Origin of the sequence: Methylophaga sp. UBA4204, assembly GCF_002379485.1 — a bacterium.
Lineage (GTDB): Bacteria > Pseudomonadota > Gammaproteobacteria > Nitrosococcales > Methylophagaceae > Methylophaga.
In genome coordinates this window covers 5,032-14,793 of the sequence record NZ_DFTU01000094.1, presented here as the reverse complement: position 1 = coordinate 14,793, position 9,762 = coordinate 5,032, and the positions used below count along the sequence as shown (strand labels likewise).

At 45.8% G+C, this 9,762-nt stretch carries 8 protein-coding genes; 3 read left to right on the top strand and 5 right to left on the bottom strand.

Going from position 1 to position 9,762, the window contains the following annotated elements; translation table 11 throughout:
• From B3182_RS14150 to sucC, 3 genes are all read right to left on the bottom strand, one after another.
• The coding region (locus B3182_RS14150) for an NAD+ synthase (protein ID WP_292753195.1) at positions 1-1,393 on the bottom strand (1,393 nt) is incomplete at its 3' end.
• Positions 1,393-2,265, bottom strand: a complete 873-nt coding sequence (gene sucD, locus B3182_RS14145; RefSeq protein WP_292355464.1) for a succinate--CoA ligase subunit alpha — start codon at positions 2,263-2,265, stop codon at positions 1,393-1,395. The genes sucD and B3182_RS14150, both read right to left, overlap by 1 nt.
• 7 nt (positions 2,266-2,272) lie before the next feature.
• The gene (sucC, locus tag B3182_RS14140; protein ID WP_292355462.1) at positions 2,273-3,436 is read right to left on the bottom strand and encodes an ADP-forming succinate--CoA ligase subunit beta; all 1,164 of its coding nucleotides are present in this window, start codon (positions 3,434-3,436) and stop codon (positions 2,273-2,275) included.
• 113 nt (positions 3,437-3,549) lie between these two features.
• Between sucC and pip the strand changes: the two genes are divergently transcribed.
• From pip to B3182_RS14125, 3 genes are read left to right on the top strand one after another with little or no spacing between them, the layout of a single operon-like run.
• Positions 3,550-4,542 carry a prolyl aminopeptidase gene (pip, locus tag B3182_RS14135; RefSeq protein WP_292355460.1) on the top strand — a complete coding sequence of 331 codons (993 nt, stop codon included), beginning with the start codon at positions 3,550-3,552 and terminating at the stop codon, positions 4,540-4,542.
• The gene (gene dtd / locus B3182_RS14130; RefSeq protein ID WP_292355458.1) at positions 4,539-4,982 is read left to right on the top strand and encodes a D-aminoacyl-tRNA deacylase; all 444 of its coding nucleotides are present in this window, start codon (positions 4,539-4,541) and stop codon (positions 4,980-4,982) included. The genes pip and dtd overlap by 4 nt, the downstream gene beginning before the upstream one ends.
• An 11-nt stretch (positions 4,983-4,993) precedes the next feature.
• On the top strand, positions 4,994-5,620 hold the full coding sequence (locus B3182_RS14125; protein WP_292355456.1) for a lytic murein transglycosylase: 627 nt from the start codon (positions 4,994-4,996) through the stop codon (positions 5,618-5,620).
• Here B3182_RS14125 and B3182_RS14120 read toward each other — a convergent pair.
• Both B3182_RS14120 and B3182_RS14115 read right to left on the bottom strand, forming a co-directional pair.
• A complete protein-coding gene (locus tag B3182_RS14120) occupies positions 5,599-8,955 on the bottom strand; it encodes an EAL domain-containing protein (protein WP_292355454.1) in 3,357 nt (1,118 codons plus the stop codon). The two genes, B3182_RS14125 and B3182_RS14120, sit on opposite strands and share 22 nt — an antisense overlap.
• Positions 8,956-8,979: 24 nt before the next feature.
• Positions 8,980-9,762, bottom strand: a 783-nt coding sequence (locus tag B3182_RS14115; RefSeq protein ID WP_292753192.1) for an ABC transporter substrate-binding protein, incomplete at its 5' end; no start/stop codon positions are given.

The window sequence follows — 9,762 nt, the reverse complement described above, 5'->3', positions numbered from 1 at the left end:
CCTGATCCACCTGGTCTGCTGAAAGCTCAGCGGAAGGTGGTCGACTTATGATGCGTTCAGGAATGATCGGCGACAAACTGTTGCGATAGCGAGCAAGCTTATAAACCAGCGTTTTATACACATCCTTTAATGGCGAAAAACCACCCGCCATATCCCCATATAAGGTGGAATACCCAACTGCCATTTCACTTTTATTACCGGTAGATAGGACCATCGCGCCAGTTTTGTTGGATATTGCCATCAGCAATACACCGCGACAACGCGCCTGAATATTCTCTTCTGTGGCATCAGGCTGGGTACCCGCAAAAACATCTTCCAACTCACGCAGAAATGTCTGAAACAGATTTTCAATATTAATGTTTCGATATTGAACACCTAATATCGCAGCCATTTGAGCTGCATCATCCAGGCTGATTTGCGATGTATAACGCGATGGCATCATCACGGCCTGTACGCGCTCAGCTCCCAATGCATCAACCGCCAATGCCATGGTTAATGCAGAGTCAATGCCACCGGATAAGCCAATGACGACACCCGGAAAGCGGTTTTTTTCAACATAATCACGCAAGCCACAGACTAATGCCTGGTAGACCGTTTCCAGCTCTTCCATCAACGGTTGCTGTGGCCCGCTGAGTTCAATTCCCCGTTCGGTTTTATGAAGTGTTATCGGTACCAACGCTGTAGCAAACTGAATAGCCTGTACACATTTTTCGCCTGCGGCATTTACTGCAAATGAGGCACCATCAAATACCAGTTCATCCTGTCCGCCAATCTGGTTCACATAGAGAACAGGGACATTATTTTCGCGTGCCCGCTGGCTTACTTCCGCTTCGCGTAATTGGGTTTTATCCTGTTTAAACGGCGAGGCATTGAGATTCACAATGATTTCAGCACCAGCATCGGCCGCCTGTGACGAGGGTTCAATAAACCAGATATCCTCGCAAATGGTCAGGCCAATTTTAAACTGATTAATTTCAATGATGGTCGCTTCCCGTCCTTCAATGAAATAGCGTTTTTCGTCAAATACGCCGTAATTAGGCAATTTTTGTTTAAGGTATTGGGCTGAAATGTGATTTTTGTTGATCACCGAAGCGGCATTAAATAATTCTTTGCCGACTTCACCGAGCGGATGACCGACAATGATCGTAATATCATCAATTTGCTGACAAAGCGTCTGCAATGCTTTATTAACCCGCTTTAACAAACCGGGTCGCAGCAACAAATCTTCCGGTGGATAACCGGTCAGACATAGTTCGGGAAATACAACCAGCTCAGCATCATGCTCTTGTCTGGCTTGCCGGGTGGCAGCCATCACTTTTCTGGTATTGCCAGCAACATCTCCCACAACGGGATCGATCTGTGCCAGCACAACCCGAAGTTGATTATTGGCCATTAATTTTCCATCAGTTGCAGCATGGTTGAACCAATTTCTGCCGGTGAACCTGCAATCGCCACGCCGGCTGCTTCCAGCGCTGCGAGTTTGGCTTTGGCAGTGCCCTGTCCACCGCTGATGATGGCACCGGCATGTCCCATACGTTTCCCTGCTGGAGCGGTTAAACCGGCAATATAGGCCGCAACCGGTTTGGTCACATATTGTTTGATGTATTCGGCAGCTTCCTCTTCAGCCTGACCGCCGATTTCACCGACCATAACGATGCCTTCAGTCAGTGGATCTGCTTCAAATAACGCCAGACAATCAATAAAATTCATGCCATGTATTGGATCACCACCAATCCCGACACAGGTACTTTGCCCCAGACCATTCTGGGTGGTTTGATAAACCGCTTCATAAGTCAGGGTACCGGATCGCGAGACAATACCAATTTTGCCAGGCAAATGAATACTGCCAGGCATAATGCCAATTTTGCATTCGCCCGGCGTGATCAGGCCTGGGCAGTTTGGCCCAATTAATCTGGCATCATAGGATTTCAGCGCGTGCTTTACCCGCAACATGTCCAGTACCGGAATACCTTCCGTAATACAGGCAATCACTTTAATGCCGGCATCAGCAGCTTCAAGTATGGCATCAGCAGCGAATGCCGCTGGAACATAGATCATGCTGGCATCAGCACCGGTTTCGTTGACGGCTTCATGCACCGTATTAAATACCGGCATATTAAGATGCATTTGACCACCTTTACCGGGTGTGACCCCGCCAACAAACTGCGTGCCATAGGCAATAGCCTGCTCGGAATGGAAAGTGCCCTGTTTGCCGGTAAAACCCTGACAGATAACTTTGGTGTCTTTATTAACCAAGATACTCACGTGTTTATTACTCCCCTGCCGCAGTGACAGCCATGGCTGCTGCTTCAGTTAAATCCTGTGCTACGCGCAAATTCATTCCGCTGTTTTCCAATAATGTACGGCCCAAATCGGCATTGGTACCCTCCAGGCGAACCACCACCGGCAACGATAAACCGACTTCCTTGGCCGCCTGCATAATGCCTTGGGCAATTAGGTCACAGCGCACGATTCCACCAAAGATATTCACCAGAATAGATTTCACTTTTTTGTCAGATAAAATCAATTTAAATGCTTCGGCAACGCGATCTGAAGTCGTACCGCCACCAACATCAAGGAAATTGGCCGGTTCACCGCCCTGCTTCTGAATCAAGTCCATTGTAGCCATTGCCAACCCGGCACCATTGACCATACAAGCCACATTGCCATCCAGAGCAATATAATTCAGGCCGAAATCACGAGCGATCACTTCAGCTGGATTTTCCTGGCTTGGATCAAATAATTCGGCTAAATCCGTGTGACGATATAAAGCATTATCATCAACATTGATTTTGGCATCCAATGCCAATAAATCTCCGGAATCGGTAACCACTAACGGGTTAATTTCCAACAGGCTGATGTCTTTTTCACAAAACAGCTGATACAAGTTTTGCATCAATTGCTGTAACTGCTTAAAGGCGGCACCGGTTAACTGCAAAAAGAAACCTGCCTGACGACATTGATAGAATTGCAGACCGGCGACCGGATCGACATAAAGATTTAAAATAGCTTTCGGCGTTTTCTCAGCCACCTCTTCAATATCCATTCCGCCTTCAGCTGAAATCATAAACACAACACGTTGCGTGACGCGGTCGACCAGTAAGGCGAGATATAATTCACGGGCAATTGATGAGGGAGTTTCAATCCAGATTTTATTTACCGGTAAACCTTCTGCTGTTGTCTGATGCGTCACCAGCTGACTTCCCAACATCGCATTTACCGCATCCTTCACCGCATGCTGATTATCTTCTACCCGTACACCACCGGCCTTACCACGTCCGCCACTGTGCACTTGGGCTTTCACTACCCAACGATCACCACCAATTGCTGTAATGGCAGATTCCACTTCATCAGCCGTAGCTATCATCCTTCCTTTAGGTGTTGCGATGCCATATTGGTTAAACAATTGTTTTGCCTGATACTCATGCAGGTTCATGTTGAGTTCGCCTTGTATGTCTTTATTATTGCTGAACAGCAGTGCCAACAGTTAAACGTCATATTTTCGCCCATCAAGGTAATAATTACCATCATCTGACATGATATAGTTGCGTGCTGAAAACCATTACGGAACAGCATATGCGTACTCTATACCCTGATATCGAGCCTTTTCACAGTCAGCTATTATCCTGTGAAGAAATGCCGGATGGTCGACGTCATGAGGTTTATTTCGAGCAGTGCGGCAATCCACAGGGAATCCCGGTAATATTTTTACATGGTGGTCCTGGCTCTGGTTGCCGGCCACAGCACCGTTGTTATTTTGATCCTGAGTTATATCACGTTATTTTATTTGATCAGCGTGGTTGCGGACGTTCGTTACCAGCAGGTGAACTGGAACATAACACCACCGATTATCTGATAGCGGATATGGAAGCTATCCGCAAATTACTCGATATTGATAAGTGGATGTTATTTGGTGGATCATGGGGAGCCACATTAGCGTTAGCGTATGCCCGACAGCATCCTCAAAAAGTCTCAAACATGGTGTTACGCGGCACTTTTCTTGGAAGACAGCAGGATATTAACTGGGTTTATGCTGCAGGCGGCGCATCCAGAGTGTTTGCTGAAGCCTGGCATGAACTGGTGAAGGATTTACCTGAAAGTGAGCAAAATTCACCATTGGCATATTTTTATCAGAAATTAACCCATCCGGATGTCTCTCAACAGGAAATCGCTGCCAATACATTACAAAACTGGGAAGCCACCATTGTGATGCTCCGCGATCAACATTATCAACCCGATGCTGAGCAATCGCCAGGGCCACTGGCACATTCCAGAATCCAATTGCATTACGCGTTGAATAATTGTTTTCTGGCAGACCAGCCCTTGTTGGAAAGCATAGAATCAATTAATCATCTCCCGGCAACCATTATTCATGGCCGCTACGATATGGTGTGTCCAATGCAGCAATCGTGGGAAGTCTATCAACGCTGGCCAAATGCACAGTTTGAAGTGTTGCCTTTGGCTGGACACGCAGCAAGCGAGCCTGCGATTATTGATGCGCTGGTCAGAACGACAGATCAATTGGCATCGAAACTAAAATGATTGCATTGCTACAACGTGTCAGTCAGGCGGATGTCACTATCAATGAAAATCAAACCATTGCTCAAATCGGCCAAGGTTTGCTGGTATTGATTGGTATAGAAAAAACCGACACGATAGCTGTTGCTGACAGATTGTTAAAACGCATTTTAAACTATCGAGTATTCAGCGATGCCGACGACAAAATGAATTTAAGCTTGCTCGATATAAAAGGTGATTTACTGCTGGTACCGCAATTTACCTTGCCCGCTGATACCCGTAAAGGCAATCGCCCCAGTTTCACGCCTGCTGCACCGCCCGAACAGGGCAAACAATTGTTTGATTATCTGCTGGCACAGGCACGGCTGCAAACTGTCACGGTTGAAGCCGGACAATTTGCTGCTGATATGCAGGTTTCACTGACCAATGACGGGCCAGTCACTTTCTGGTTACAAGTTAACTAATTCGGATATTTATGCGTATATTGCTCAAATTTTTACTTGGTACGACTTTAGTCATTATTGCGATTGCTGCATTAATGCTGGTCCCCTCTCCACAACCCACCGCCCCCAAACCTTGGGAAGTGACGGTGATGCCTGATAACCAAATTCAAGTGATGGGTGTGCACTTAGGCACCACTACTTACGGGGAAATTCAACAGTTATGGCGTGAAGCCGGGGAAGCGGCTCTTTTTATTTCTGAAAACGACGATATTTCTGCTGAAGTATTTTTTGAATCCATTAATCTTGGTGGACTCTCAGCACGTACTGTCCTTAATCTTCAGCTTCCTGAAGAGAAATTACAAGCGATGGCGGCAAGAGCGGTTTCGGCAAAACTCCAACCCAGTGGAGCTCGGCGCTATGATCCTGCTTTTGATGATAAGCAGGCTTTATTAGCTGCTCCGGCAATAGTGCTTACTTATATTCCTTCAGTACGTCTCGATGAGGAAATGGTACGCACGCGTTTTGGAGAACCCGAACAAATTCAGAATGAAGCAGAAGAAAGTCCGGCACAAATCTGGCATTACCCGAATATTGGTCTCACTATCCGACTTCACCCTGAAGAACGTCCAATGTTGACTTATACGGCCCGCTCATCCTGATCAGTTAGTTTTATATAATCCATAAGGTCGCTCAGGTCGATGGCCTTGCTGAAATAAAACCCTTGTGCCCGTTTGCACTGACTCTTACGTAAAAATGCCAGCTGCTCTGCAGTCTCAACACCTTCAGCTACAACTTCCAAGGCCAGACTGTTCGACATGGCCAGAATGGCATTTACGATAGCCGCGTCATCACTGTCTTCTGTCACATCGCGAACGAAAGTTCGGTCGATCTTTAGCACATTGAGCGGGAACTGCTTCAAATATGACAACGACGAATAGCCGGTGCCAAAGTCGTCAATGGCCAGGGTAATACCAAGCAAACTCAATTCTCGTAAGGTCTGAACAGCTTGCTCAGTGTTTTCCATTAACAGACTTTCGGTAATCTCCAATTCCAGATTTTTGGCAGGCATTCCGGTTTGTTCCAGCAGATTGCGAATAAAGTTGACCAGTAAATTGCCTTTAAATTGACGGCCCGAAAGATTGACTGCCATTAAAAAGTCATCGGGCAAATATTGCTGGTTTGCCATGTACGCTTCACAGGTTTTTCTTAACACCCATTCTCCTACCGTACTTATCAGACCGGTATCTTCTAACACGGGTACAAAAATCGCTGGTGAAACATCTCCCCATTGCTCTGTATGCCAACGTAATAACACCTCGGCACCTGCCACCCGGCCCGTTTCCAGATCAATCTGCGGTTGAAACTGCAGATAAAACTCCTGCAATTCAACTGCACGACGCAAACCGGTTTCCATTGCCAGTCGCTGTGATGCCTGGGCATTCATTTCTGAGGAATAGAACTGAAAATTATTACGACCACTCCCCTTGGCGTAGTACATCGCTGCATCGGCATTACGCACCAGCATATCGACATCGCGTCCGTCTGCAGGATATAAGCTTATCCCGATACTCGGACTGATATTCACTTCAATGTTATCCAACATATATGGCAAAGCTGTCGTGCTGAGAATTTTTTCAGCCACTCTGCCGACATACTGAGCTGACGTGATATCTTCCAGAATAACGGTAAATTCATCCCCACCTAATCTCGCAACTGTATCGCTGTCCCTTACACAGGAACGGATGCGCCGAGCCACTTCGCACAACAAGATGTCTCCGGCTTTATGGCCCAATGAATCGTTGATATGTTTGAAATGATCCAAGTCGAGAAAGAACACGGCAAGTCGACCATTTTGTCGTTTGGCTTTGTGTATGGCATGTTCAAGGCGATCTTTAAATACACCTCGGTTAGGTAAACCAGTCAGAATATCGCTGCTGGCTAATCTAGTCAGTCGCTCTTCATTCTGACGTTGATGAGTCACATCTTCATACAGCCAGATGGATCCCTCTGCTGGATTGACCGGATCAATTACCTGACCGGCGACTGCACACCAGAATTTCTCGCCATTAGCACGGATCATTTCAACCTGAGCTTCAAAGTTTTCAGCTTCAGACAATGTGCTGTAAGCCTGTTCGCCAAAGCGTTCAAAAGCTTCTTCGCTGGGATGCAGACATAAAGTGCTTTTGCCTTCAATATCCTCTCGGGAAAACAGAAACAATTGTTCGAATTTATTATTTACCCGAATAATCTGGCGATTCTTGATAAAAGCAATACCTACCATGGCATTTTCAAGAATGGCATTTAATTCATTACTGGTTTGGACTAATGCCAGTTTGGTTCTTTTCCATGAGCTGATATCCGATATCACGCAAACCCAGATATCGTCATCAAACTCTGATAAAGGACTGAGCGAGACCCACATGGAAAATGACTCACCAAACCAGTTCAAACCCTCAAACTCACGATTGTCTTTTTGCTGCTGCTCAATATCACCAAGCGAGTGAATCGATTCCGTTTGTGCAAAGAACTGCAATATTTTCTGGCCAGCCAATTGGCTTTCACTGGCCTTTAATATTTTTTCTGCCGCCGGATTACAGGAACTGATTGTTCCATCGGCCTGAAGCGCCAGAATAGCTTCCGGAACACCATTAAGAATGGCACGAATCCGTGTTTCCCGCACCTCCAGTGAGTGTCTGGTCTCATCCAGTGTCTCAATCAGACTCTGGGTTTGCGCAGCAAAAACATTAAAGTCATTGGCAAGTAAGTTAAATTCACTTTGACCATTATCTGTTGGCATCCGGGTATCAAAATTCTGAGCAGACAAGGAATGCATCGCTTTACGTAAGCGTTGCATCGGCTGATTAATACGTGCTGTCATGGTGAGTACAAAACCGGTAATACCTAACGAAATAATCAAACAACTTATAATCATCCACCATTTGGCTGTCTTGGCCAGTGCGGCTGAGGCCTGCGTTCTGACCAGCCCCTGCTCCCCTACTCTGGCGGAAAGGTTATTCAGATTCAGCATCAATATTTCCAATATATCCAACCCCTGCTGTTGCACGATTTGGGATTGTTCATATGCCTCTATTTGTCGGATACGCAATTGATAAACCGAATTATCATTGTCTACTACCAAGTGAATAAAGCTATCAATCTGTTGTTGTAATCTATCGGCCTGTAGCATCAAATCAGGGTAATTTTGTAGATGCTGCTTGATTACCAAAATAGCATTACGCAACATCGCCTCTTGTTCCCTAATATCGTTTTCCCTGATACTCAGCAGCAAATCCTGATTTTGTGTTTCACGAATTTTCTGACTTAACATACTGATACGCAACACATTCAGCATCAAAGAATAGCTGCTTCGTTCTACGGCACTGTAATTATCAATTAACGTAGTTGTATCAGACTGTTCAACTAATGCAGGAGGACGTAAGGACTGGATTTGTCTGGTCAGGGTCAAATCAATTTTGCCGGTAATCGCTTCGGCAATTTCCTGAATTTCTTCTCCCAGCAAGGACACACTTTCGGTACGTTGTTCAAGCTGTTCAGATAATTGGTGCTGAACCTGCATTTGCTGCAGTAACTGACTATCAGTTTCGAGAAACTGTTGATAATAATCAGTTAAAACAGTGGTGAGCTCTGGTGAAATTTCCAGCTCCTGCATACTTACCAGTAAACGTTGCCAGGTTTGTTCGAATTCAGCCTCAAGCGGCGCTCGTTTAGCAACACTGGCAAGTTCATCAGCATTTTGGGCACTGATAATCTGCTTCTGCCTGGTAATAAAGGCGGCCGCGCTGGTCGTAATTTGTCGAGCATTATCTACCAGCGGAAACACTTGTTCGGTAAGCTGGAGTTGATTTTTGGTGTAATGATGATGGCTGAACATGGCTATTGCCGCCATTAGCAATACCATCAATACGGTAATGACTGCCCAGAAGTGCAGCAGTGCACGGATGCTCCAGTTTTTAAACATATTTTCCCTGTTCATTTTGCTCACATCCTGTAGATGAAGCTACTGTGGTAACTCAAAGTCACGCCATTCAAAGGATCTAAACGAACCGTTTTCAAGTTTGCTGAGCCAGACTTTGTTGCCTACAGCAGAGGTATTACTGGCAAAACTGCTCTGGGTCTCCAGACCAATATCCCAATCCTTCAGATCATAAAGAGCATCAACTACTGACTGTCGTGTTACTGGACCATCAATACGTTTTAATGCCTGGCAAAATACTTTTGCCACGATGTAGCCTTCCAGAGAGACCGTATTGGGCTGCAAGTTTTTATCATATTGCGCCAAAGCCTGCCGATATTCATTGACGATCGGCAAATCCGCATCGACTTCCGGCACAACCTGACTGACCAGAACATTTGCATCAATCCCTTTAAGAGATTGCTCCAGTACATGGCTACCGACAAATGACACATTCACAAACCACATGTCCGGCTTATCTGCATGCAATAGTTTTATAAACTTGGCCGATGGGGCATAACTGCCAGCCATCAGAATAACTTTGGGTGTTTTTTTTGCTTTGAGAATCGTCGCAACAGCACTTTCGACATTCATTGTATTGCGAGAATAATAGGCATGAGGCAGGTACTCCGCCCGATAAAACCCTTTGGCTTGCAAGGCCAGCGCAGCTGACTGATATACCGCATTGCCATAACTATCCTGCTGCGTAAAAAAAGCGATCTCATCGGCTTGAATGCCCGCATTCAATAAACCGTAAATCAACGTTGCGACTTCCTGTCGATATCCTGGCCGAATATTAATGATATAACGACTAGGGGGATCTCGCCT

Coding starts and splice junctions, on each gene's coding strand:
- B3182_RS14120 (WP_292355454.1), bottom strand. CDS start 8,955: ATGAACAGGGAAAATATGTTTAAAAACTGGAGCATCCGTGCACTGCTG.
- dtd (WP_292355458.1), top strand. CDS start 4,539: ATGATTGCATTGCTACAACGTGTCAGTCAGGCGGATGTCACTATCAAT.
- B3182_RS14125 (WP_292355456.1), top strand. CDS start 4,994: ATGCGTATATTGCTCAAATTTTTACTTGGTACGACTTTAGTCATTATT.
- sucC (WP_292355462.1), bottom strand. CDS start 3,436: ATGAACCTGCATGAGTATCAGGCAAAACAATTGTTTAACCAATATGGC.